Annotated in this window: 18 protein-coding genes and 1 pseudogene; 12 read left to right on the forward strand and 7 right to left on the reverse strand. The window is 42.7% G+C overall.

Annotated elements, in window-relative coordinates; genetic code table 11:
* Positions 1–142: 142 nt before the first annotated feature.
* The 3 genes from lptC to metG all read right to left on the reverse strand — a co-directional run bounded on the left by lptC (position 143) and on the right by metG (position 4,602).
* Positions 143–1,285: an LPS export ABC transporter periplasmic protein LptC gene (lptC, locus tag F6K37_RS10560; RefSeq protein ID WP_044492588.1), complete on the reverse strand. Its 1,143-nt coding sequence runs from the start codon at positions 1,283–1,285 to the stop codon at positions 143–145.
* 1,018 nt (positions 1,286–2,303) lie between these two features.
* Positions 2,304–2,906: a LabA-like NYN domain-containing protein gene (locus F6K37_RS10565; protein WP_008182130.1), complete on the reverse strand. Its 603-nt coding sequence runs from the start codon at positions 2,904–2,906 to the stop codon at positions 2,304–2,306.
* A gap of 103 nt (positions 2,907–3,009) precedes the next feature.
* On the reverse strand, positions 3,010–4,602 hold the full coding sequence (gene metG / locus F6K37_RS10570) for a methionine--tRNA ligase (RefSeq protein WP_008182132.1): 1,593 nt from the start codon (positions 4,600–4,602) through the stop codon (positions 3,010–3,012).
* A 612-nt stretch (positions 4,603–5,214) separates the two neighbouring features.
* On the opposite strand from metG, the gene F6K37_RS10575 reads away from it, so the two are divergent.
* The 4 genes from F6K37_RS10575 to crtR all read left to right on the forward strand — a co-directional run bounded on the left by F6K37_RS10575 (position 5,215) and on the right by crtR (position 8,145).
* Complete coding sequence (locus tag F6K37_RS10575) at positions 5,215–5,502, forward strand: 1-acyl-sn-glycerol-3-phosphate acyltransferase (RefSeq protein WP_008182133.1); 288 nt, start codon at positions 5,215–5,217, stop codon at positions 5,500–5,502.
* 37 nt (positions 5,503–5,539) lie between these two features.
* Positions 5,540–5,830 (forward strand): hypothetical protein, encoded by a 291-nt coding sequence (locus F6K37_RS10580; RefSeq protein WP_063747926.1) that lies wholly within the window; start codon positions 5,540–5,542, stop codon positions 5,828–5,830.
* Between the two features lie 559 nt (positions 5,831–6,389).
* Entirely contained in the window at positions 6,390–6,626 is a 237-nt protein-coding gene (locus F6K37_RS10585; RefSeq protein WP_008182137.1) for a hypothetical protein, read from the forward strand.
* Between the two features lie 616 nt (positions 6,627–7,242).
* The gene (crtR, locus tag F6K37_RS10590) at positions 7,243–8,145 is read left to right on the forward strand and encodes a beta-carotene hydroxylase (protein WP_008182138.1); all 903 of its coding nucleotides are present in this window, start codon (positions 7,243–7,245) and stop codon (positions 8,143–8,145) included.
* A gap of 211 nt (positions 8,146–8,356) precedes the next feature.
* Here the strand turns inward: crtR and aroH are convergent, their stop codons facing one another.
* Together aroH and sppA are read right to left on the reverse strand one after the other, a co-directional pair.
* Positions 8,357–8,743 (reverse strand): chorismate mutase, encoded by a 387-nt coding sequence (gene aroH, locus F6K37_RS10595; protein WP_008182140.1) that lies wholly within the window; start codon positions 8,741–8,743, stop codon positions 8,357–8,359.
* 74 nt (positions 8,744–8,817) lie between these two features.
* Complete coding sequence (sppA, locus tag F6K37_RS10600) at positions 8,818–9,642, reverse strand: signal peptide peptidase SppA (RefSeq protein ID WP_008182143.1); 825 nt, start codon at positions 9,640–9,642, stop codon at positions 8,818–8,820.
* Positions 9,643–9,991: 349 nt separating this feature from the next.
* Here sppA and F6K37_RS10605 point away from each other — a divergent pair, with 349 nt between their 5' ends.
* From F6K37_RS10605 to gifA, 4 genes are all read left to right on the forward strand, one after another.
* Complete coding sequence (locus F6K37_RS10605; protein WP_008182146.1) at positions 9,992–10,978, forward strand: DMT family transporter; 987 nt, start codon at positions 9,992–9,994, stop codon at positions 10,976–10,978.
* Between the two features lie 213 nt (positions 10,979–11,191).
* Positions 11,192–12,460, forward strand: coding sequence for a HEAT repeat domain-containing protein (locus tag F6K37_RS10610; RefSeq protein WP_008182150.1), 1,269 nt, complete (start codon positions 11,192–11,194; stop codon positions 12,458–12,460).
* 384 nt (positions 12,461–12,844) lie between these two features.
* Complete coding sequence (locus tag F6K37_RS10615) at positions 12,845–13,936, forward strand: glycosyltransferase family 4 protein (protein ID WP_008182152.1); 1,092 nt, start codon at positions 12,845–12,847, stop codon at positions 13,934–13,936.
* Between the two features lie 122 nt (positions 13,937–14,058).
* Positions 14,059–14,259, forward strand: coding sequence for a glutamine synthetase inactivation factor IF7A (gene gifA, locus F6K37_RS10620; RefSeq protein WP_008182153.1), 201 nt, complete (start codon positions 14,059–14,061; stop codon positions 14,257–14,259).
* 150 nt (positions 14,260–14,409) lie between these two features.
* Here gifA and asnS read toward each other — a convergent pair whose 3' ends face one another.
* On the reverse strand, positions 14,410–15,798 hold the full coding sequence (gene asnS / locus F6K37_RS10625; protein ID WP_287250017.1) for an asparagine--tRNA ligase: 1,389 nt from the start codon (positions 15,796–15,798) through the stop codon (positions 14,410–14,412).
* A gap of 432 nt (positions 15,799–16,230) precedes the next feature.
* Here asnS and F6K37_RS10630 point away from each other — a divergent pair, with 432 nt between their 5' ends.
* Entirely contained in the window at positions 16,231–16,728 is a 498-nt protein-coding gene (locus tag F6K37_RS10630) for a hypothetical protein (protein ID WP_287250019.1), read from the forward strand.
* A gap of 1 nt (position 16,729) precedes the next feature.
* On the opposite strand, the gene F6K37_RS10635 is transcribed toward F6K37_RS10630, so the two are convergent.
* Positions 16,730–17,842 carry a tetratricopeptide repeat protein gene (locus F6K37_RS10635; protein WP_008182161.1) on the reverse strand — a complete coding sequence of 371 codons (1,113 nt, stop codon included), beginning with the start codon at positions 17,840–17,842 and terminating at the stop codon, positions 16,730–16,732.
* 663 nt (positions 17,843–18,505) lie between these two features.
* On the opposite strand from F6K37_RS10635, the pseudogene F6K37_RS10640 reads away from it, so the two are divergent.
* The 3 genes and pseudogenes from F6K37_RS10640 to F6K37_RS10650 form a co-directional block, all read left to right on the forward strand.
* Positions 18,506–18,692, forward strand: a pseudogene (locus F6K37_RS10640) (IS1 family transposase); the annotation flags it as partial.
* Between the two features lie 84 nt (positions 18,693–18,776).
* Positions 18,777–21,338 (forward strand): PhnD/SsuA/transferrin family substrate-binding protein, encoded by a 2,562-nt coding sequence (locus tag F6K37_RS10645; RefSeq protein ID WP_287250022.1) that lies wholly within the window; start codon positions 18,777–18,779, stop codon positions 21,336–21,338.
* A gap of 166 nt (positions 21,339–21,504) precedes the next feature.
* On the forward strand, positions 21,505–22,346 hold an 842-nt coding region (locus F6K37_RS10650; protein ID WP_287250024.1), incomplete at its 3' end, for a GTPase family protein.

Raw genomic sequence — 22,346 nt, forward strand, 5'->3', positions numbered from 1 at the left:
AGTGATGGCTGGAGTTGGTAAGAAGCCCACACTGTAATCTTCGATGAGCGTGTGGGAGTATGTCACGTTATAGTCAACCTTGGCCAAAAGGCCACGGGTTCGCGTTCAACCTTTAACCTTAAACTTTCAACTTTCAACCAGATCAAGGAATAATTTCTGTTACCACTCTTTCCCCAACACCACTAGTTACTAAAATATCTTGAGCTTCCAGGTTACCCACTGCTTTATCACCAGTCGTATTAAATTGGGGTGAAACTTGTTCATATATTACATTACCTGAGGCTTCCATCTGTTGGGTGGGGATATCCCAAGTTAGCTGATTAGCGTATAGTTTGGATTGCTTACGGCTTCCCTCCCCTTGTACTCCTCCAGTTAATCTAACTACTTTCTTGCCCAAATCTACCCGTCCCCTGTTAGCTGTTACCATCACTTTCTCCTGCTGGTGAACAATTCTAACCGGCTGATCGGACACAACAGTTTTATCATTCAAATTCCAAACTGCTGAATTACTCGATATCACGACCGGTGGTTCAACCGAAGTCAACTGCACATTTTTCTTGAGAGTTGCTATATTTGCCTTAAGGTTTACCTCAGAATTGTCTGCTTCCACTCGTTCTGTTACTACCTTATTTTTATAGCGCTCAATAAATATCCTTTTGTTACCAATTACCTTCTGTTGTTCGATTTGCCAGAGCAAACGTTCCGTTTTCATTTGCAAGTTTGGGTCTTTCGATATGGCTGCTACTTGACCAATTAATTCCAAATTCTGGGTGCGACTTAAGTAACGCCCTTCTTTTGCGGATGCTTGTAGTTTAGGGTGATTACCTTTAACGTTATTGCGGATAACTAACAAATCTTCCTTAGGTTTCCACTCAGACTCATCACCTCGTAACACAGCACCATTACGGGGATCTGTAGCCGTGACCTGACCTTTGAGAAACACTATCTCACCATTCTCTAGGATTTCCCCACTCTGGGCTGAGACCTGTAAGATCAGTTTCCCATCTTGATACAAATCCCCATTGGGTTTCTCAATGTAAGCGATTTTTCTATCTGGAGAGTAAGTCGCTTTATCTCCAGTAACTTTCCATAGAGGACGACCTTGCTTATCTGACTGATCTAGAGTGACGTTTTTAAAGACTAGACTTCCTTCAATTTTTTCAGTAACGTTAGTGTCTTCCTGAACTTGATTTAATGGCTTCGGCTCACTCTTACAGCCAGATAATGAGTAAACCATGAAAATCAAAATAAAAAATTTAAGACATCTCTTGGAGTATAAAAACATATGGCTTAAGAGCGTGTGGTTAGGATAAATGACTATAAAATAATCGATACAAAGCTTAATCATAAAGACTTGTATCGATTTAAAAAAGGAATTTTTATAAAAATTGCTTACTAGGAAACGCTATAGTAGTTATTACTAGTTATTAGAAGTTTTTATAACCTCTATAGTTCCTGGGGGGCGACAAGCCCCCCAAAGTCCTTGTCAGCTCTAGGTTTAAGGTCACTATCATCCCAAACTATACCTAGACAATCATGAGCATATTTTCAATGACTGAGAACTCAATCCCTGATTCTTTCGTCCAAGTGGTCGAAAAATCCGGTTGATAAGTTGGGTAACTGAATTGACGCGCATCATGACCAGATAAGGATTATAGCCTACCTTTCACCCCCTCAGCGCTCGGCAGAATATTTTCAATGACTGAGAACTCAATCCCTGATTATTTCCTTCAATTTGGATATAAGTTTTGTAACTGAATTGACCAAACCCAGATGAGTTAATGATTATAGGCGATCTGTTACCCCCTCAGCTATACTTGACGTAGTTGCTTAGCTTTAAGTTTTTAGATGTTTTACCCTACTCCATGAATAAGGTCTGTATGTCAACTATAGGAGGGCAAAGCATCGGACATAAACTATAGGGTTTCAGCCACTAATTACTGCCCGAATGCTACAAGACATGAGAAACAAACGCCCACACACCTACATCGTAGTTTCGACCCCATCAGACAGACCATAATCACCAATGACAATGACTAATGACTAATGACGTAAGTATTCAGCCGTCAGCTCTCAGCCGTCAGCCGTCAGCCGTCAGCCGTGAGCTAAAAGCTCACGCTGCGCGAACAGCCGTCAGCCGTCAGCAGACTTAACTGAGATTAAACGAATGCTTACCTCTTTCATTCAAAAGCACCTCAAGTAGCAACTCAAGTAGCGCATTAGCTGATAGCTGATAGCTGATAGCTGATAGCTGAATGCTTACCTAATGACTAATCACTAATCACTAATCACTAATCACCAAACTATTTGTGCTGTTCATCCATCACATTGAACCCAGACAACGGACGGTAAGTATAGTTTTGTTTGGGTGTTTTTTGGATACTTTCTTGGATGGTATCAAGGTCAATATAGCGGTCGGCTACATTAATTAGACTGTCACTGGTCATGGAGCGTAGGCTGACCACCTCAACCCGAACTCCCCGATAACTTACAGAATCCACTGCATAGGCAAGATCGCCATCTCCACTGACTAGAACTGCTGTGTCGTAGGAACCCACTAGTGCCATCATGTCAACAGCAATTTCTACATCCAGATTCGCTTTTTTTGAGCCATCTGGTAGCTGCACTAAATCTTTGGCAATTACTCGGTAGCCATTACGACGCATCCAAAGCAGAAAGCCCTGCTGCTTCTCATTAGTACGATCAACACCAGTGTAAAAGAAAGAGCGTAGTAGCCTAGACCCTGCTGTCAAACGACACAATAGCTTAGTGTAGTCAATTTCAATCCCTAGTTGAAGGGCAGCATAAAATAAGTTTGAACCATCGATAAAGATGGCAACACGACCACGGTTTTCTAGGACTTGTTCAGGTGTAAAAATTGGGTCATGATTATAATGGCTCAGCATTTTTATTATACCTCTTTGTTAAAAAAAAATTAAAAAACTTTTTACTTAATCAGCATTAAGGTAAGATGCCGATTAAGTTTTTGGTTAATAAGACGGAACCAAATTAGGCGAGTTCCAGTCGTGCAAATACCGGTTTGGGTTTTCCTAGCTTCTGGTTTTGAGCTAAAACCCCCCAAGATGCATGGGATACATAGGGCGCAGCCAAAAAGATGTGTTCTTTTTGGCTAAAGTCGATGGCAAAACCTAGTTGTTGGTAAATCTCCGTACTAATACTGGGAATAATCGGTGATAAGAGATAGGCAGCTAAGCGCACTGACTCTAAAACTGTATATAACACTTGTTCAACCTCTTGCTGTTTTCCTTGTTTATACAAGCTCCAGGGAGCTTGCTGATCTAGAAATTTGTTACTGGCTCGAATCAGAGTAAATATTTTTTGGCAAGCTTGGCTAAACGCTAGGGATTCATAAGCCCTAGCGACTTGTGAACCGAGATCTAAGCCAATTTCGAGCAGAGGATTGACCTGTGAAATATCTGAGCCAGTTAAACCTGGAACAATACCTTGACAATACTTTTTAGCCATTCCCAAGGTGCGATTGAGCAAATTACCTAGGTCATTGGCTAAATCGGCATTGACGATATCGATAAAACGGGTTTCACTAAAATCCCCGTCTCGCCCAAATTCAATCTCTTTTAGAAAATAATAGCGAATTGCATCAGCACCGTATTTATCTACCAACTCCACTGGGTCTAGGGTATTGCCTAGACTTTTTCCCATTTTTTGACCATCTTTGGTCAGAAAGCCATGACCAAATACTTGACCTGTAACAGGTAGAGAGGCTGACATTAACATGGCAGGCCAGTATACAGCATGAAAGCGCAGGATGTCCTTACCGATAAGATGTAAATTGATCGGCCACCATTTTTGTAAGGCATTATCAAGGGTTGGTTCACTATCGGGATCCAATAGGGCAGTGACGTAGCCTAGTAAGGCATCAAACCAGACATAGATGGTGTGGCTGGGATCAACCGGTACTGGGAAGCCCCAATCGACATTCAATCGCGAAATCGAAAAATCCTGTAGTCCCTGACTGACAAAACTCAACACTTCATTACGGCGACTTTCCGGTTGGATAAAATCTGGTCGCTGTTGGTAAAGTTCTTCTAGCTGTTTTTGGTATTTAGATAGCCGGAAAAAGTAGTTTTGCTCATCCCGCCACTCCGCTTCTTGATTGGGGTGAATCGAGCAGCGGTTTCCAGCTAGGAGTTCCCGTTGCTCTTTGAATTCCTCACAGGAGACACAGTACCAGCCTTGTTGTTGACTCAGATAAATGTCACCATTATCCCAAACCCGCATGAAAAATTCTTTGACAATGGCTTGGTGGCGGGTAGCGGTAGTGCGGCTGAAACGGTCATACTGGATATTGAGCTTTTGCCAGAGGACATCAAATCCAGCAGCTATCTTGTCGCAATGTACTTGAGGATCTACCCCTTGAGTTTCAGCAGTCCGCTGAATTTTTTGTCCATGTTCATCTGTGCCAGTAATTAACAGTACGTCTTTGCCCCGTAACCGTTGAAAACGAGCTACTGCATCAGATGCCATGGTGGTATAGGCACTGCCGATATGGGGTAAGTCGTTCACATAGTAAAGGGGTGTTGTAATGGCAAATGTATTTTTAGTAGTATTCGTATGAATCATATGAGTGTTAAAAACGCCCTCCAGCCAACTGATTTAACTTATTTAAGTGATTTTTAACGTAGTGTATGCCTACTAGTATTAATTTTAGTTGTTACTTTATGTAGTATTTATCTAATCAGATTTACTTAAGTTTTAACCTTTTCTAAAAAGTATCTGTCGCTACTTTTTAGTTTACGTTACTCAAAATTGTTTATTCTCTTGTAACTCATTCCACGTATTTTAGTTGTGGGGTTTGGAGTCATTAGTCCTTAGTATGTTACTCATGAGTAAGGACTAATGATAAGCAGCCGATGAGTTATCCCACTGCCTTGAAGGAATGGAATCAAGGCCACCTTCTGTCACTTGATTATAAGGAAAATTAATTATTAACATAAGTTAGTAGTCTAGTTTAGATTTAACAGGCTTTTTCTACTACTGGCTTAATGCCTAATGTGTCAAGCTACACACTTGTAGTCACTGGCAGTCTATCACCATTAGTTGTGTTGCACCTGATTATCTCTACTTTAAGGCATCTGTCAATAGATAGAATTTTAAAACAATGTTAAGAAATGTTAATTTAGATTAGAAATTGATGACTGAAACTGATGTCTGACCATCTTCCCCTACAGCTTTATGATGCGCTGCTTGCTGCAATGGGAAGACAAATGTTCCAATATCGATGAGGATCCCATTCCTCATAAATCTGCCGTTGTAGTAGTGAGCAACCATCGTGGCTTTCTAGATGTCCCGTTGTTGATGGTAGCCTTAGGGCAACCAATCCCCATTGCTTGTGATCATTACATCGGACAAGTACCAGTGATGCGGGTGGGTTGTCCAGCAGATGGGTTGTTTCCCTCTAGAAAAACCAGAACATATACTGTGGACGTTTTTACAACAGGCAAGTCCGTTTCTCGAACATAATCATTGGGTTGGGGTGTTTATAGTCCGAGCCCAACCAATGGTGAATTTGACTCAGCCTTTGGCAATAGGTAAGTTTTATAAAGGCTTTGCCCACTTAGCTTTGTGGACATCAGTTAAACAGGCAGCGCCGCGCCTATTAGCGATCGCTTCCCAAGAAAAAATCGTACACTCAGTGATACCGCTGCGATGGTTAGGTTTGTTTGACCGATCTGAACCCCGATTTGAACAAATGGGTTGGCATCCGATGGTTATTCATCGTTGTGTGGCAGTATTAGTTCGACATTGCTATTGGATTACAGATAAACAGCGGAACTATCAAGGGAAATAGATTGTGTGGTCCATTACTAAGAGGTTGTCTGAGAAGTCTCATTTGCTACATTCAAGCCCCCTAAATCCCCCAATTTTGGGGGACTTTTACCAACAAATGGATTCTTGTTCCCCCCAGAATTGGGGGGCTAGGGGGGCAAAATTCAGTATCAAAAAACTTTTCAGATATCCTCTAAGACCTGCCGGTATTAAATTGCTAGGTTACTACAGGGGATCAAGGATAAAGTATGAAGTATCAAGTATTAAGCCTCAAGGATAATATGGGCTTGTTAGTGTCTCACTTATGGTTGACTAAAAACTTGAGCCATTCCCATAATTTAAACTACCTATTTTATCTATGGTTTTGCACATATTATCATCCCAATAAAATTGACTAATACTTCAATTAATTGGCGGTTTTAATAGGAATAATTATTCGTTATAATTACGCAAAAAAAATGTTGATATCTATAATAATTAATTATGAAAATAAACAATACCAAAAGTTAATATTTATCAGTTTTTATTGACTCCGTGATAGTTTAATTGGTGATTATCCACTATTTGTTTATTTACCAGGGATGGTTCTAACGGGTGAGCTGTTGGCAGTACAGACTAAACATTTAGAAACTGCTTTTGATGTGCGTTATTTGGCGATCCCAACGGATGATTTAAGCAACTCTCAGAAGTTGGCAGGGGTAGTGGTTAACCTGATTGAAGCGGAACTCAACCAGGGAGCTTCACAGGAGGTTTATCTGTGTGGCAAGTCGAAAGGAAGTCTGTCTGGCTTTGAAAGTAGCTCTGAAAACCCCCCATAGGATTGAGCGGATTATTTTGAGTAATCGAGCTACTTCTTTTAACCAACGACCTTTCTTAATGCAAAGCGCGAGTGGGGAAGGGCTGCATCAAGACAAGGCTCCCCTCTCCTTACGGTAATTGATTTGACCGCGCTGCATCGCTGAAAGCCCAGTGGAAACCCCCACAGGTCGGCGCTGCCTCCCTTTGACCTCACTGGCTCCCCTGTTCCGAAGCTGCATCGCTAGCTTAAATAGGGGGCACAATTGATCTGCTGGCTCCGGTGAGTAGGTCTATCAAGCATCAGCCTTGGGACTTTTGCGGTTCTGATTAACGTTAGGCAGAACTGTTTCCCCAAAGGAAAGATGGTGGTGCTTCCCCAGAGTGGTAACCCCTGCCTAATCGAAACAGAGGTTAACCTGTAGAAGATTATCAGCTTCACAATTGAAAACCCCTGTGCGTCCCAGAAGCAGAAGGGGATGAAAACTAGTGGCGGAGGGTGACTCCCCTCGTGACGAGAGTGATTTTCCTGACATTGAGTCTAGTTTATGATATGAAGCTCTAATCTTAACAAATCTTTATGATTGAGCCATTCTACCTTATACTACCAAAAGACAGTAGAAAGGAGAGAAAACAAGTATGTCGGAGGCCATCAAGCCGCTGACAGTGCCCAAGGAGTTCCTGGGTGCCCCGGATAAGTTTAACTTAACGTTACTCATGTTTGTGGCGGCGATCATCTTGGTGGTCTGTTCCACCGGTGGTTACTGGCTTTGGGATTTGCCTAACGCTTGCTGCTTTAGCATTAATGTCCTTGCCTTACACATGGTAGGAACAGTCATTCACGATGCCTCTCACCATGTTGCCCACAAAAACCGTTACGTCAATGCCCTCATGGGTCATGGTAGCGCCCTGATGTTAGGTTTTACCTTCCCAGTGTTCACGCGGGTTCATATGCAGCATCATGCCAATGTTAACGATCCCGAAAACGATCCCGATCATTTTGTTTCTACTGGTGGTCCGCTGTGGTTAATTGCAGTTCGCTTCTTTTATCACGAAATATTTTTTTTCAAGCGCCGTTTGTGGCGTAAGTATGAGCTATGGGAGTGGTTTTTTAGCCGTCTATTCATCGCCATCATCATATATCTTGGTTGTCAATACGGCTTTTTAGACTACATCATGAACTATTGGTTTGTGCCGGCATTAGTTGTAGGTATAGCGCTAGGATTGTTCTTTGACTATTTGCCCCATCGTCCATTTAAAGAACGTGATCGCTGGAAAAATGCTAGAATTTACCCCAGTCCCATCATAAACCTGCTAATTATGGGACAAAATTATCATCTAATTCATCACCTGTGGCCGACCATACCCTGGTACAAGTATCAGCCCGCCTACCGTGCTGTTAAACCCCTTTTAGATGAAAAAGGTTGTGATCAATCTCTAGGACTTCTGGCCCAAAAGAGTTTTTGGAACTTTGTATACGACATCTTTTTAGGAATTCGTTTCCACCGCAAATCATCTGATAGACAAACGGAATCAAGCTGAAAATGTTTTTGTTGATGGTTGACCATTGAGGGTTGACCATTGATACATTTCACTCAATAAAATCCCATGCCTGTTAATTGTTAATTGTTAATTGTTAATTTACTATTGACCATTAACAATTTTATTTTGACTAATGAATAATGACAACTTGAACTTAGCGCTGGCTAATGGGTAAGGGCAAGCCGCGTGGTTAGTAGAAATAACCTAACAACTAACGGCTGACTTGAGCTAGAGTCCAATCAGGCCTTAAATTTTTGGCCTGACGTAAATAGGGATGATAAATCTCAAGTTGAGAAACAGGAGTGTTGATGTGGATTAAACATCGGATACAACGCTCTAGGCTACCCTCGACATGCATCTGTTGCAGATCAAGTAAAGGAACATGATCCCAATTGGGACGTTCTCGTGCGATCGCAGCTGGAAATTTAGCATCCAAATCACGGGTCGTGGTGAAAATGGCACTAATAATTTCTTGATGGTCGATTTCATTATGAGCTTCGAGTTGATCTAGCAGTTCCATCACTGCTTCTCGAATCGCTGCTACTGTATTTTCTGAGGCAGTTGTTGCGCCTCGAATTGCTCTAACTCTCCAGTGCAAAGTAAGATCCTCCGAATTTCCCTGGGAGATTTGAGATATTAGACTCTTGTGAAATCTCAAATCTCCATGTTATCTTATGGTCGGTACAACCATAGGGGCTGACCGCTAGTTGATAGTTCAAATTCTAGCCAATCTATACCAACAGATATCTGAGATCTATTGCGAATACGGTTACCCGGTAGCAAGCGACTCAACAATGGTTTGGGTTCTTCGATGGTGAAAGACTTGGTTTTCTCTGGGTCAAGACCCACCAATTCCGCTGCCCAGCAACGGGCATCTTCTTCAGTTCCCAGCCGATCAACCACCCCCAAGTTATGTGCTTGCTCACCAGTAAAAATCCTACCATCAGCAAAACTTTTTACTACATCTACATCTAGGTTGCGACTCTGGGCAACAGTTTGTACAAACTGCTGATAACTGGTATCGATCAACTCTTGAAGAATAGTTTTTTCCGGCTCAGTCAGTTCCCGGTCAAACGCCAATATATCTTTGTATGGACCTGACTTAATCACCTTAAAGGAAACACCGATTTTATCCAACAAGCGCTCTATATTGTTTCCCCGCAGAATCACACCAATACTTCCAGTGATTGTACCAGGGTTCGCTACTATATGTTCCGCTCCCATCCCAATGTAAACACCCCCAGATGCGGAGATATTGCCAAAGCTAGCTACAATCTTCACCTTTTCTCGCAACCGCACCAAGGCGCTATAGATTTCCTGAGAATCTCCCACTGTACCACCAGGACTGTCAATCCGTAATAGTAAGACGGGAAATTTCTTCTCTTCAACAGTTTTCAGGGCTTCGAGGACCCGTTTACGGGTACCACCAGCGATCGCCCCCGTGATTTCAATGCGAGCAATTTGTTTGAGAGATTTGCGTTTAAACGGCCAAGGCATAGGTGATTGTGAGTATCTAGTCTAGATTTAAGTGATTACTGGAGCTTGTATATATAGTTTGCATCATTTTATAAAACGGTTAGCTACTCAGGGGCTTTAAATAAATAAATAAATAAATAAATAAATAAATCTATACAAGTGTTTAACCAAATATGAAAAGCGGCTTTAAGCTGTCGCCCATTGAAATTGTATGTTATTGAAGTAAGCTCGAAAAACTCCAAAACTCACTACTGTGCTCCTGAGCCCCCTGCTCCTGAGCCAAGTTAATATCTAAAGTCAATATCTAAATCAAATATATGACAGCTGCTTGAGTGTCGGTTATTTTCGTTATTCACTATAAATCAGGATTATGCAACTAAAAGCCAACACCATACTGTCACCAAGGTCACTACTAGGTTCACTACTGCTGATTTCCCCCTTTTTCCTATGGGGTACAGCTATGGTAGCCATGAAAGGGGTGATCCCTAACACAACCCCTCTGTTTATGGCTGGGGTGCGGTTAGTACCAGCAGGAGTTTTAGTATTAGGAGCAGCAACTGTGATGGGTCGTCCCCAGCCGAAAGGTGGGTTAGCCTGGCTGTGGATTAGCTTATTTGCCTTAGTCGATGGGGCAATGTTTCAGGGTTTCCTAGCCCACGGATTGGTTAGCACTGGCGCGGGTTTGGGTTCGGTGATGATTGATAGTCAACCCCTAGTGGTTGCCCTGCTATCAGGATTGCTCTTTGGTGAACTGATTGGACTTTGGGGTTGGTTAGGATTAGGATTTGGTATAGTAGGAATCAGCTTGATTGGCTTGCCGGATCAATGGATTCTCAGCCTTTTTACTGGCAACGCTCAAGCTATAGAATTAAGCTGGCAACAGCTGTTTGATCATGGGGAGTGGCTGATGCTGTTAGCATCCCTTTCCATGGCAGTAGGCACCGTAATGGTTCCCATTATCAGCCGCTATGCAGACCCAGTTGCTGCTGTTGGTTGGCACATGCTCCTAGGGGGATTACCGTTATTTGCCCTCTCTAGTGTGATAGAATCCCAGCAATGGGTCAATATTGATGGAGTTGGCTGGATTGCATTAGCTTACTCCACTGTTTTCGGGAGTGCGATCGCATACGGTATATTCTTCTACTTTGCCTCCAAGGGCAATCTCACTAGTCTGTCTAGCTTAACCTTTCTGACACCAGTATTTGCCCTACTATTTGGGAATTTAGTGTTGTCTGAGGTACTCAGTTCCCTACAGTGGACTGGTGTGTGCCTGACATTGCTCAGCGTTTATCTAGTGAATCAGCGGGAACAAATAGCAACTCGGATCAAAGCAAGGCTGGCAAACAATAGCGGCTAGCCAGAGCGGAAAACTGGCAGTGGAAACAACAACTGAGTCTGAAGAAGGTAGTGCTAAGCTACCAGAAACCCAGCAGTGAAGCCGATTTGATACAATTGAGATTAATCGAGCCAAAATTCTGTTGCTCGAACGACTAAAGCACATGGGATTTAGCGTTGTGTGTTAAGTGCGTAAGCTAGAATTGGCGTTCACATTCGAGTCCTGTAGAATTTTATGACTCGCCATTGGTCTATCATACTTGTAGCTACCTGTTTGAACTGCCTAGGCTGGGTGCTGGGAAGCAGTCAAGCGGCGAAATTAGAAAAAGCGAACGCATTTTCAACCAACAACCTCCCTGACCCGTTGCTCATCGCTCAATCTCCCACTTCTGCCACAGAAACTGACCAACCAATTCTGCTCAAAGGGAGTCGGGGAAAAGAGGTGGCTCTTGTGCAAGCCAAGCTAAAGCATCTTGACTTCTACGATGGGCTTGAAGATGGTGTTTATGGTGAGGATACAGAGAAAGCAGTCGCTTTATTCCAAGAATCCGTTGGATTGAGAAAACTGGGTGTTGTTGATTCTGTTACTAGGAAGGAATTGGAGCAAGCCTACGCTGCTAAGACGACAACCACCAGCACGAGTTCAGCTCCAAAGTCAGGTGAATCAGTGTCAGCCGAATCGACTACTACGGAGCCTTCGACTCTGGAAAAGAGCCCGTCATCATGGTTGATCATCCCAGCCATCATCATGGCTGGTGGCGGTTTTTTGCTATTCAAGTGGCTGACTAAACCAAAACGACCCGTAGACTCAAAATTAGCGCCCTCCACAGAAAACCAAGCTAAACAAGATCCTAGAGTCAATAACCTCAAAGTCCAAGTGTCAACTGACTCTCAAAACCACCATCCTCAAAGGGATTATAACCATAGCGTTAGTTATGATGTCGCCAATCCTAGCAATCCTCAACCTCAGTCTTTAGCTGATTCCTTACATGTCAAAAAGACCACTCGCCTGACTAAATTTAGTATTGTTGAGGAATTAATCAGAGAATTAGAAGACCCAGATCCAAAAAAGCGACAACAAGCTATCTGGGAATTAGCCCAAAAGGGGGATTCGAGGGCAGTAAAGCCCCTAGTGGACTTAATGCTAGATTCTGATTCTAAGCAGCGTGGCTTGATTTTGGAAGCCTTATCCCAAATTAGCACCAAAACCCTCAAACCGATTAACAAAGCCCTAGCCATTTCTTTGCAGGATGACAACCCCCAAGTCCGGAAAAATGCGATTCGGGATGCAACGCGAATTTATGAATTACTAAATCAAGTCTTGCAGATGTTGCGTCACGCTACGGATGACCCGGATTCTGAAGTGCGAGAAACGGCAAAATGGGCAATCGATCAGTTTAATAAAATTCGCCCTGCAGCGAATCTGGATAGTTTGCCACCAGCACAAAATCACCTAAATTCATCAGAAAATACGTCAAACCATTACCAAGATAATAGCGACTAGTTAGGGAACTTCAGAACAGGTAATAAAAGTTTCATAACCTTTAATTAACGTGTTATAATCTGGAACAGGTAATAAAAATTTAATAAGCTTTACTTACCGTGCTTTAAGAGATTTAAAATCAACGTTTTGAAGTTAACGTTTGATTAATTAATTTGAAGTTTATACTTATAGTTTTGATGTAAGCATTCAGCCCTTAGCGGTCAGCCGTCAGCCGTGAGCTAAAAGCTCACGCTGCGCGAACAGCCGTCAGCCTTGGCCACGCTACGCGAATGGCTGAAAGCTTAATACTGATAGCTGAAAGCTTAATACTGATAGCTGATAGCTTAATACTGATAGCTGATAGCTGATAGCTGATAGCTGATAGCTTACGTTAATTTTAAATTAATGAGCCAATTAAATTCCCTGAAATTGCTATTAATTTCCACCCCAGTTGGTCCGTTGGGTTCAGGGTTAGGTGGTGGCGTTGAGTTGACTGTACGTAACATTGCTACGGAATTGATTAATCGGGGTCACAGGATCACAATTGTGGCAACTAAAGGATCTACAGCTTGGGGAATGCCTCTGGTAGAAATTGATGGTGTTCTCGAAAGTAGTATTCAAACTCAAACAAGAGACACTCCTACTATCATCCCCCCATCCTCCGTATTGGCTAATATGTGGGACTATGGGCGACAAGTTCAAACCAACTATGACTTGATTGTAAACTTTGCCTACGACTGGTTACCGTTTTACCTAACCCCCTTTTTCACTCGTCCCATTGCTCACCTAGTTAGTATGGGCTCATTAACCGAGGGGATGGATCAGATCATCGAACAAGTTGCCATTAATTTCCCTGGCACAATCGGGGTTCATTCAATGGCTCAAGCGGCAACATTTGCCTTCAAGAATCGCTGTCGTTGTTTGGGCAATGGCATTGATTTGTCTGTGTATTCCTTTTGTGACTCCCCCTCACCCTGGCTCGGCTGGGTGGGTCGAATTTCTCCAGAAAAAGGCTTAGAAGACGCAGTGGCAGCATCCGATTTCACGGCTATGCCACTAAAAATTATGGGTCTTATACAAAATAAACCCTATTGGGAGCAGATTCTCCAGGATTACCCCAATGCCCCTATAGAATACCTGGGTTTTCTGCCAACTGATCAACTCCAAAAACACTTGCGCCAGTGTCGAGCCTTACTGATGACGCCTCATTGGGTGGAAGCATTTGGTAATGTGGTAATTGAAGCCCTCGCTTGTGGAGTACCAGTCATTTCCTATGACCGTGGTGGATCAGCAGAAATTATCGAAGATGGTAAAAATGGCTTTTTGGTAGAACCCGATTCTGTGGAAGGCTTGGTAGAAGCCTTGGCAAACTTGGATAAAATTGACCGCCGTCAATGCCGTCGCCTCCTCGAAGTTAAATACTCTAATCAGGCCATGGGCGATCGCGTAGAGCAGTGGCTCTGGGATATTTTGAAGGACAGTGGTGATAGTTGCTAGTTCATTAAGATTTGTAAATAAAAGTAATTTTGTAGTTTTTGATACAGAATCTATGATATAGTTGTATATGTAAGGGAAGTGAATCCCATCAAAATCTTATATAAGCAATCGGAGAAAGGAAAATGTCTACTCAAGAAAAAGCTAGGGCTCTGATGATGAATCACCATCACATGATCAAAAATCGTCAGCAATCTATGCTCGGTCGCGTTGCTTCCGAAGTAGGACTAGATAGCTTAGATTCTGACTACTGGGGTACTATCCAAGGTAAACCCCATCCTAGTTTCCGCTCTACCTATGACCGTAGTCATGCTTCACTTAGCTAGTACTCTGTCAATATAGTTTTGGGTAGTGGTACACAATTCGTGATTTTAGCTACCGTTATCTTTAGCAGACGGTAGCCAAACCACTAAATCTTTAGCACTACCCATATTTCCATCAATGGCTGTGGGCATAGCCAACGATAGTTTTATTTTTTAGAACTCTGCACTTAAAGGAGTTCTGGGAAACGGAATTACATCCCGAATATTCCCCATACCAGTCATAAATTGCACCAATCGCTCAAATCCCAAACCAAATCCAGCATGGGGCACTGTACCATAACGTCGCAAATCCAAATACCACCATAAATCTTCTGGATTCATGCCCTGATTCTGAATTCGCTTCTCTAATATATCCAGCCGTTCTTCCCGCTGAGCACCACCGATAATCTCTCCAATCCTAGGCGCAAGCACATCCATTGCTGCTACAGTCTTTTGGTCGTCATTTAAGCGCATATAAAAGGCTTTAATCTCTACTGGATAATCCGTGACAATGACGGGCTTTTTAAACAACTCTTCGGCTAGATACCGTTCGTGTTCGGACTGCAAATCTACACCCCAATTTACCCCATACTCAAACTTACGATCCGTTTTCTCCAGTAATGCGATCGCATCTGTATAAGTAATCCGCTCAAACTGATTATTGATAATATTATCAGCAGTAGCGAGAACATTGTTATCGATCCGCTTGTTGAAAAATTCCAGATCTTCTGGACAGTTTTCCAAAACTGACTTAAATACATGCTTGAGAAAGGCTTCTGCTAAATCCATATCCCCCTTCAAATCGCAGAATGCCATCTCAGGCTCGACCATCCAAAATTCTGCTAGATGGCGAGAGGTATTAGAATTCTCGGCTCGGAATGTAGGACCAAAGGTGTATACATCCCGAAATGCCATTGCCATGATTTCTGCTTCTAATTGACCACTGACGGTCAGGTAAGTCGGTCGTCCAAAAAAGTCCTGAGTATAATCGACTGCTTGATTATCGGTTTTGGGGATGTTCTTTAAGTCTAGGTTAGTGACACTGAACAACTCCCCTGCTCCTTCACAATCACTAGCGGTGATAATTGGGGTATGAACCCACAAGAAACCTCGTTCTTGAAAAAACTGATGAATGGCATTGGAACAGGCATTCCGCACTCGGAACACCGCACCTAGGGTATTGGTACGCGATCGCAAATGGCTAATGGTGCGCAAAAACTCAAAGGAGTGGCGTTTCTTCTGTAGGGGATAATTGGCATCTGCTTCCCCATATACTGTCACCGAGGATGCTTTTACTTCAATTCGCTGTCCCTTGCCAAGAGATTCTACTAGTATACCAGTGACTTCTACTGATGAGCCAGTATTAAGCCGTTTCAGGATAGTCTCATAATCCGACAAGTCTGGATTGAGCACTACCTGTAAATTTGCCATGGAGGAGCCATCGTTGACTTCCATAAAGGCAAAGTCCTTTAATTCCCGTTTTGTGCGTACCCAGCCTTGGATGGTCAAAGACTGATCTGGTTGACCATTGCGCAAAACTTCAGCAATCCGTCGAATTTCCATAGCTTTCCCCAAAATTCTGAGAGAATTGTAAATCTTTATAAATTAACTGGTGGTCTTTAGCTCCAAAAATCTAAGTAAATATACTTATTAAGAGCTTTATGTAAAGTTTGATGAACAAAAATATCTAAATTGTTGCAATAAGTGAAGTAATCACTCATAATTATTATACAAATGCAACGTTTGGTTAAGTTTCATCAAACGACTAGTCACCCAAGATCAGCAGTGGGGCTATCCACTTAAGCCAGGACAGAGTCGGGTTTTGAGTAAATGGTTGAGGGTATTGGTGATGAGTAGGAATTCAGCACAATTACCGATTACCGCTTACTGATTGCCGATTACTGGTAAATCTCCTGGGCCAAGCTTGTAGCCCCAGTTGCGATCGCACTGAAGGTAATAGCTTCCATTAAAACTAATTTAGAGAGGTATTTGTAAATGGTAGGTTTGTTTAAGGGCAAAAAATCCAAAGGCTTCTACCTGGAGCTAGACGAAAGCGAAACTAGCACCCCTGAGCAACCGGCGGTAGAACAGAAGCCAGAACCGGCTATTGCCCAGACAACAGCGGAAACCGCAACCGTAGTAGCACCAGCTCAGGCAACAGCAGAAACCACGACCGCAGTAGCAACAGCTGAAGCTTCTAAGCCCAAATCTGCTCGTCAAGCCAAGAAAGAAGAACTAGCTAAGGCTAAGGCTGAAGCAAAGGCTAAGAAACAAGCTGAAGCAGAAGCTAAAAAAAAGGCAGCTGCTCCTGAGCCAACACCAGTAGCGGCAATCAATTCAGCAGCAGCAGTTGTCAATAGCAAGGCAAAAGGGCAGCCCGAAACCACCTTTGCCACCAAATACGTACCAATGATCATGCCTCGTCGGCGTCCTGGTCCTAGCATGAATAAGTTCCTCGACATGGCTGCTCAGATGCAGAACCCTCGTTTCTAGATTAGTGATTAGTCAAAAAAACTAGTCCACTATACAACTGAAATGCTGGATCCCAAGGAGTCTCGACCAGGCGAAATAAGTCGATATGAGACTCCAATTTTTCTAGCAGATCTGGGTAGTCTATAGCAGTTTGCGCAAAGGTGGTAAAGTCAGACCATACTGGCTTTTCAAGCAGCCGAAGGTTTAAGTAATCAGTCAAGTTGTTCCAGTTGACTCTTGTAGTGCTTTGGTGTATATGAGAGTCTTGGGATAGGCTGTTCTGACTGGAAACTGGCTTGAGGGTTAGAGCAATTCCTTGCTGAAATTGATAATTGCGATCGCATACTCTGAGAATACTGTGGCGCTGTGGTAAATGCAAGTCACAAACCAGGGCATAGTCTAAGGTTTGGGTTTTACGAGTTAAATTCCGTCGCGCATCTAAGTCTACTACCTTCTCAAACAAAGGCAACCGCCCTTCTACTCGTTGGGTCACTTCCGACCAGTTAAAGCTAAAGGAACCCAACTGTCCCTGAGAGTTTTGACATACTACAGTGGTCTCCTGGTCACTACTGTCAGAAAAATACTTAACTTGATAGATGTTAATTGTTTTGATATCTGCTAAGCTTGCCCACAAACATTTTATTGATGCTTCTCGCAGTAACGACCCATAATACTTAAGTTCTCCCACAGGTCCAGTGCGATATAAACGCCAGCCTCTAGTAGGTAGCTGTAGCCTTGCGGTGTAGGGGTCTATCCCCAGGATGCGAGCTAAGTGTTGAGCTGCTGTTGGTTTGTCTTGTTGGCTGATCGGCTTTAGGACTAAAACTCCCAATTGATTACTTTCAGGGTCAGCAGTTGCTTGGGCTAAGGCTTGTCGGCGCTGTTCTTTTGCTGTAGCTTCTAAGCGTGCTAGTCCCTGACGAGCTTGGGCCATAATTTTAGGAACAGGTGTTCCTTTCAGTAACTGTCGATAGATTCTTTCAGCTGCTTCTTGTTTACCTCTGACTTCCTGGAGCCTTCCTAGATAAAGCTGTGTCCAGGGATTATTGGGCTCTTGCTTGAGAAGTTGTTTAATTAATCGGGCAGCAGTTTGATAATCATGGTGCTCAAAGGCATCAGCAATTTGCTTAAGCATGATAGCGTTAGGTGTGATATCACCAAGTTTTAGACATTAGTAGCTCCTAGGGAGAAGCTAATGGAATCCTGTTAATAGTATAGCGCTAGTTTTATGGCTTTAAGGCGCTAACCTTTTGAAGCGTTAAGGGATAGTTAGGATAATTAAGTTAGTGATTTAAATTAGCGCTATACTTTACCCGAATTTATCTAGCGCTAATTTTTTCAAGGGTTAAGGGATATTTGGGATAATTAAGGGAGTAGGTGAAATTAGCGCTATACTTTACCCGAATTTATCTAGCGCTAATTTTTTCAAGGGTTAAGGGGTATTTGGGATAATTAAGGGAGTAGGTGAAATTAGCGCTATACTTTACCCGAATTTATCTAGCGCTAATTTTTTCAAGGGTAAAAGGAATAGCATCTAATATCATCTCAGGATAATTACCCTTCATCAAAATCTCCTCTATCTCCCTACTCTCTACTATTAAACTAAGCCAGTGAGTCGCCTCACTGACTCGTCATCCCGTCAGGGAGGCTACGCCAACAAAACCGGGCGTGAAAGTTTCCCTTCACCCGGCTCCTCATCAACGGAACCCTTGACATTGGTACCTTGGTCACCATATTTAGTCATGGCTATTGGCTCGAAATATTCGCTGTCTTGATGCAAAGCGCGACTGCATCAAGACAACGTCACAAGCCGGTAGAAAAACAAACGGGTAAAACTAATCATATTGAAAGATTAAATAATACATTAAGACAAAGGATTAGTCGCCTGGGAACGGAAAACGTTGTCATTTTCCAAAAAATTAGAAAATCACCTAGGAGCTATTTGGAATTTTGTTCATCATTATAATAAATGTTTGTCGGGTTGATTAGGCCATCACTACATGTTTATCACTACCTGCTATATTATGATTCGTCTTTACTTCTTCATTAAATCCAGCCTGATTCTAGGCATGGGATTATCACTAATACCATCGGCTGCCCCAGGGATTCTTCCTCCTCAGGAACCTGTAGATGGAACAGGACAAATAACGACTTCAGAGGTAAAGATTATTAAGGTAGGAGTGATGGCAATTCGGGGTGTTGACCATACCAAAACAAAATGGCAACCGACCCTAGAGTATCTCAGTGAAACGATTTCCGGCTATGTTTTCCAACTTGTACCACTAGAGTTTGACACCCTCGAAGAAATAGTAGCTAACCAGGAGGTGGACTTTGTGTTGCCTAACCCTGGAATGTATGTAGAGTTGGAATGGATTTATGGGGCAAGACGAATTGCCACCCTAAAAAATCTACGCCTAGGCAAGCCTTACACCCAATTTGGAGCGGTTATCCTGCGTCATGCTGACCGCAATGATATCCAGGATTTAAAGGATTTACGGGGCAAAACCTTTATGGCCGTCAGTGAAATTGCCTTTGGGGGCTGGCAAATGGCATGGGAAACTCTGTTAGAAGCTGGAGTTAATCCCTACCGTGACTTTCCAGCGCTCGACTTTGGTGGTAGCCATGACGCAGTGGTCTACGCTGTTCGTGATGGTATTGTCGATGCTGGCACTGTCCGCACTGATACCCTGGAACGTATGGCACAGGAGGGCAAAATTAATCGAGATGACTTTGTGATCCTGAATCAGCAAACTCAATATCAGGACACTTTCCCTTTTGCTCTGAGTACTAAACTTTATCCAGAATGGCCTTTTTCCACACTACCCCATACCCCCGTGGAGTTAGCGGAAGAGGTTGCGATCGCATTAATGACCATGCCTTCTGAGCACCCAGCGGCCAAAGCTGGTCGTTATCAGGGCTGGACCATCCCGGCCAACTACCAACCTTGTCACGAAACCTTACGGAATCTGCGGGTTCGTCCCTACGAAGATTGGGGAAAAGTTACTCTGGGTCAAGTTATCCATCAGTACCGCTATTGGCTCTTATTTGCTGGTGTTTCCTGTTTTGGATTTAGCTATGGTCTAGTTTATCTAGCTGGGCGTAGGCGAATCGAAGCACAACTGCGAAAAGCCAATGCTTTACTGGAAATCCGGGTTGAGGAACGTACAGCTGAGTTCAAAGCAGCTAAAGAAGCGGCTGATCAGGCTAATCACGCCAAAAGTCAATTCCTGGCTAATATGAGTCATGAATTGCGTACTCCCCTCAATGGCGTTTTGGGTTACGCCCAAATTCTACAACGGGATCCACAGATAACTGCTCAACAAAAAGACCAGATCAACCTTATTTATCAGTGTGGCAACTATCTACTCCATCTGATTAATGACATTTTAGACTTATCCAAAATCGAAGCTCGGAAAATGGAACTGTTTCCCAGAGAAGTTCATTTGCCGTCCTTTCTGATGGAAGTTGTAGAAATGTGCCGGGTTAAAGCCCAGCAAAAAGAGATTGCTTTTATTTATCTACCCTCATCCCATCTGCCAGACGGTATCCTGGCTGATGCCAAACGATTGCGACAAGTTCTGATTAACCTTTTGGGCAATGCCATTAAGTTTACTGACCATGGCGGAGTCACGTTTAAGGTAGAGGTTATCAGTAAACACCCACGACTTCCTACTCTCCAATCCCCCCTAGTCAGACTTCGATTTATAATTAAAGATACTGGCATTGGGATGACCCCAGAACAACTGGAAAAAATATTTTTGCCCTTTGAACAGGTGGGGGATGTTGATCATCGTGAACAAGGTACTGGACTTGGATTAGCGATTAGCCAAACAATTATCAAGTTGATGGGAAGTGCTATCAATGTTGAGAGTACTTATGGCAAAGGTAGCATGTTCTCTATAGATTTAGATTTACCGATTACTACAGCTTTGATTGCGAGTAAGCAAGCTTCCACTAAGACTATTATAGGTTGTCATGGAAAAGCTCGGAAAATCTTAGTAGTAGATGACAAATGGCAGAATCGCTCTGTAATTGTGAATGTGTTACAACCTCTGGGATTTGAACTGTTGGAGGCCACTAATGGGGTTGAGGGTTTGGAAAAAGCCACAGAATGTAACCCTGACCTAATTATTACTGACTTGGTGATGCCGGTGATGGATGGCTTGGAAATGATGCGACGTCTGCGCTCATTAGATAAATTGAAAGATCTGTTGATTATTGCTTCATCTGCCAGTGTTTATGAGTTAGACCAGCAACAGAGTTGGCATGCAGGCTGCGATGATTTTATTCCCAAACCAGTGGATGTAGCAGAATTACTGGAAAAATTAAAACAGCATTTGCAACTGGAATGGGTGTATGAAGACTTCATACCAAAACCAGAAACTATAATAGATGCTGGAGCTGAACAAATCCACCTAGATGCCATTGTGCCTCCCCCATCTGATATTCTGCTCCAACTTTATGACTTGTCTAAGAAAGGTAATGTGTTTGACATCAGCCAAGAAGCGGAAAAGCTGGAAGTATTAGATGCTAAATTTGTACCATTTGCTAAAGTTATTTATAAATTGGCTAAGGATTTTAATGTGAAGGAACTTAGGAATTTTATCGAACAGTATGTCGATAAAATATAGCGTTATCAAATGAGTTATAAACTCAGAAATTTCGAAAAATGCAATAGTAGGGGCAATAGCTCCAGAGTTTTATAGTAAAATAACATAAGACATTCTCAGGTTACATCTCAACTGAAAATGCTATATACAGTTTAAATGCACAACAGCTTAAAGGAGAAAACTACTAATGTCAGAGCACATCTCATTTGATGAACTGTTAGGCAAAATGAGCGAAGCCTATGAAGATGCCCAGAGCAAAATTGAGCAATGTAATGTTTTAGTAATTGGGAAAACCGGTGTAGGAAAAAGTACCTTAGTAAACACAATTTTTCGCTCTCGCCTGGCAGAAACAGGAGTGGGCTATCCTGTTACTCAAACTATTCGTCGTTATACAAAAACAGGTTGCCCGATTACAGTGTACGATACGCCAGGGCTAGAACTTAAAACTCAACAGATTGAACGAGTAAGGGCAGATATCTCGAAACTAATTGATGATCAAAGGAAACTAGAGGCAAAAGAACACATTCATGTGGTGTGGTATTGCCTTAATCATGAGACTGCTCGATTGGATCCGATTGAAGAAGAATGGCTAAAGAGCCTCCAACAAAAAGATGTACCAGTTATCTTAGTTCTGACTCAAACGTTAACGAAAAAACGTAGTGAGTTTATTGCTTTCCTAGAGGGTAAGAATCTACCGGTTAGTCAGATTATTCCAGTGCTAGCACAATCAAAATCTATCGATGATGATTATACGGTGACAGCCCATGGTTTAGAGCGTTTAGTAGAAGTGACGGCAAATTTACTGCCAGAAGCCCAGCGCAAAGCATTTCTGAGAGAACAGATTAGAAATATTGAACTAAAAGCAGGTGAAGCGTTTAAATATGTTACGGGTTATGTTACTGGTTCAGCATTGGTTGGTGCCTCACCAATTCCGTTTTCTGATGCGCCAATCTTGGTAACGATGCAAACGGTAATGATTGCTAACATCACCAGCATTTTTGGATTAACGGTTGAAAGAGCTTTTCTGGG

Origin of the sequence: Moorena sp. SIO4E2 (assembly GCF_010671945.1) — a bacterium.
GTDB lineage: Bacteria > Cyanobacteriota > Cyanobacteriia > Cyanobacteriales > Coleofasciculaceae > Moorena > Moorena producens.

Bases quoted from the DNA above. Each gene is read 5' to 3' on its own strand.
- metG (WP_008182132.1), bottom strand. From the start codon at position 4,602: ATGATTCATACGAATACTACTAAAAATACATTTGCCATTACAACACCC.
- F6K37_RS10635 (WP_008182161.1), bottom strand. From the start codon at position 17,842: ATGCTTAAGCAAATTGCTGATGCCTTTGAGCACCATGATTATCAAACT.
- F6K37_RS10565 (WP_008182130.1), bottom strand. From the start codon at position 2,906: ATGCTGAGCCATTATAATCATGACCCAATTTTTACACCTGAACAAGTC.
- sppA (WP_008182143.1), bottom strand. From the start codon at position 9,642: ATGCCTTGGCCGTTTAAACGCAAATCTCTCAAACAAATTGCTCGCATT.
- crtR (WP_008182138.1), top strand. From the start codon at position 7,243: ATGTCGGAGGCCATCAAGCCGCTGACAGTGCCCAAGGAGTTCCTGGGT.
- asnS (WP_287250017.1), bottom strand. From the start codon at position 15,798: ATGGAAATTCGACGGATTGCTGAAGTTTTGCGCAATGGTCAACCAGAT.
- F6K37_RS10615 (WP_008182152.1), top strand. From the start codon at position 12,845: ATGAGCCAATTAAATTCCCTGAAATTGCTATTAATTTCCACCCCAGTT.
- lptC (WP_044492588.1), bottom strand. From the start codon at position 1,285: ATGTTTTTATACTCCAAGAGATGTCTTAAATTTTTTATTTTGATTTTC.
- F6K37_RS10610 (WP_008182150.1), top strand. From the start codon at position 11,192: ATGACTCGCCATTGGTCTATCATACTTGTAGCTACCTGTTTGAACTGC.
- F6K37_RS10630 (WP_287250019.1), top strand. From the start codon at position 16,231: ATGGTAGGTTTGTTTAAGGGCAAAAAATCCAAAGGCTTCTACCTGGAG.
- gifA (WP_008182153.1), top strand. From the start codon at position 14,059: ATGTCTACTCAAGAAAAAGCTAGGGCTCTGATGATGAATCACCATCAC.
- F6K37_RS10605 (WP_008182146.1), top strand. From the start codon at position 9,992: ATGCAACTAAAAGCCAACACCATACTGTCACCAAGGTCACTACTAGGT.
- F6K37_RS10575 (WP_008182133.1), top strand. From the start codon at position 5,215: ATGATGCGCTGCTTGCTGCAATGGGAAGACAAATGTTCCAATATCGAT.
- F6K37_RS10585 (WP_008182137.1), top strand. From the start codon at position 6,390: ATGGTTCTAACGGGTGAGCTGTTGGCAGTACAGACTAAACATTTAGAA.
- F6K37_RS10645 (WP_287250022.1), top strand. From the start codon at position 18,777: ATGGGATTATCACTAATACCATCGGCTGCCCCAGGGATTCTTCCTCCT.
- F6K37_RS10580 (WP_063747926.1), top strand. From the start codon at position 5,540: ATGGTGAATTTGACTCAGCCTTTGGCAATAGGTAAGTTTTATAAAGGC.